The following is a 2,057-nucleotide window of genomic DNA, read 5'->3' as shown; positions in this document are numbered from 1 at the left end:
AAGCAGGCTCGGTCATGGGGAGTGCCGGAAGTGCGGCTCTACACCAATTCGCGCATGGCGCGGAACATCGCGCTCTATGCGGCGTACGGCTATCGTGAAACGGGTCGCCGCGCCAATCCGTACCGGCCAGGATGGACGCTGGTCGACATGGCGAAGCCTGTCGACCAGGCGGCCTGATCAAATTCGAATGGAGGAGAAAGACGATGACTGCCCAAGGAAAGATCCGCGCCGGCATGGGCGGCTGGACCTTCGAGCCCTGGGACACCTCCTTCTATCCGGAGAAGCTCGCCAAGGCCAAGCAACTGCACTACGCCAGCCGCCAGGTGCCGACCATCGAGGTCAACGGCACCTATTATTCCAGCTTCAAGGAACCGACCTTCGTCAAATGGGCCAACGACGCGCCGGACGGTTTCGTCTTCTCGCTCAAGGGCAACCGCTTCGTCACCAACCGCCGCGTGCTCGGCGAGGCCGGCGAATCGATGATGCGCTTCCTCGGCTCCGGCGTTACCGCGCTCGGCGACAAGCTCGGCCCAATTCTGTGGCAGTTCGCGCCGACCAAGAAATTCGATGCCGACGATTTCGAAGCGTTCCTGAAGCTTCTGCCCGAGAAGCAGGACGGCGTGCCTTTGCGCCATGCGCTCGAAGTGCGCCACGACAGCTTCATCGTGCCGGAGTTCCCCGCATTGGCACGCGAATACAACGCCGCGATCGTCTATGCCGACCACGCCAAATGTCCGGCGATCGCCGACGTCGCCGGCGACTTCGTCTATGCGCGATTGCAGACCGGCAGCGACGACAACCCCGACTGCTACACGCCGAAAGGCCTCGACGAATGGGCGGGACGTGTGAAGACCTGGGCCGAAGGTAAGCAACCCGCCGACCTGCCGCGCGCCGACCCGAAGACCGATGCGCCGGTCAAGCCGCGCGACGTGTTCGCCTACTTCATCAGCGAAGGCAAAGTGCGCGCGCCCTTCGGCGCCATGGCGCTGATGAAGCGGGTGACAGCCTAGAGCTGCGGACCTCCACAGCGGCCATAAATCAAACGCCAGAGTTTTGTTCGGCGCGCCATGCGACGCTGGTCGGCCGGTGGCTTGTCGGAACCTGCCGGCCGCCTTGACCGTTCTGTCTCAGCCGCCGACCGCAGGAGACCGCTGCGAAGTCGCAACAGCTGCCGAAGGTCGGAACGGGACGCAGCCATCTCGCGAATCGCTTGCGAAGTCCCGCAGCGTCGGAAAGGAGCGAGGAAAGATGATCGTCATCGTCGGTGCCTTGCTTACCGTTGCAGGCGTCGTGTACATGGCGGGCGCCACTCTGAGGCGCGGACGACTAAGTGATCCAGCACCCCGTCCGGCGCCGAACCTGGCAACATCGGGCCCGACATTGGAGCCGCGGCGCCGTGGGCTCGGTTTCCTCGGCCTGTCGCAGAATTGGCCGGGTCTGGCGATGATGGCGATCGGCTTTGTCCTGCTATTGTCGGTAATGATCCTGTAGCGCAGGAATCCTCGCATCTTCGCGGCGATCGTAACGTAATCGATACTTCCTTGCTCCATTAATGGACCTACGTCAGGTTGCAGAAGCCTGGCGCCGGCAAGGACGCGCATGCTGCTCGACTACAACTCACTGCTTCTGGCCGTCGGCTTCTCCGCCGCTTGCCTCAGCCTCACCCTGTTCGGAACCTGGATGGCCGCCCGTTCCGACAAGTTCCTTTTGACATGGGCAGTCAGCGTTCTGGTCGTGGTGTGCGAAGTCTTTGCCTACGACGCCTATATTAAGGCGCCAGGAACGGCCCTTGGCGTGCTGACGCTGGCGGTGCTGCTGCTGGGCTTCTCGGTCATGCTCGGTGCTGCCCATCAGTTCAGGACCAGGCGCTCGCCCTTGCCGCTGATCGCGCTCGGCGTCGGCATTTCCTGTGCCCTGGCGCTGCCTCCCATGGCGCTCGGCTATGACGGCCTGGGCTTCATGCTGGAGAATGCCCTGGCCGCGCTGCTCCTGTTCGGCACGGCGTATGAATATTGGCGGGGCCGCGCGGAGGCGCCCGTCCCTCTCATCGGCGTGTC

General features: G+C 63.5%; 2 protein-coding genes and 2 pseudogenes. All 4 read left to right on the top strand.

Annotated elements, in window-relative coordinates; translation table 11 throughout:
• Nucleotides 1-177 (top strand): annotated as a pseudogene (locus tag EOA28_RS40660) (GNAT family N-acetyltransferase); the annotation flags it as partial.
• 26 nt (nucleotides 178-203) lie between these two features.
• Complete coding sequence (locus EOA28_RS33820) at nucleotides 204-1,010, top strand: DUF72 domain-containing protein (protein ID WP_128315747.1); 807 nt, start codon at nucleotides 204-206, stop codon at nucleotides 1,008-1,010.
• Nucleotides 1,011-1,248: 238 nt separating this feature from the next.
• Entirely contained in the window at nucleotides 1,249-1,491 is a 243-nt protein-coding gene (locus EOA28_RS33815) for a hypothetical protein (RefSeq protein WP_127386380.1), read from the top strand.
• Nucleotides 1,492-1,599: 108 nt separating this feature from the next.
• Nucleotides 1,600-2,057, top strand: a pseudogene (locus tag EOA28_RS33810) (GGDEF domain-containing protein); the annotation flags it as partial.

Source organism: Mesorhizobium sp. M2A.F.Ca.ET.067.02.1.1, from assembly GCF_004023285.1.
Taxonomy (GTDB): domain Bacteria; phylum Pseudomonadota; class Alphaproteobacteria; order Rhizobiales; family Rhizobiaceae; genus Mesorhizobium.
Note: the sequence above shows the minus strand (reverse complement) of the source record. Positions and strands in the feature narration are given on the sequence as shown.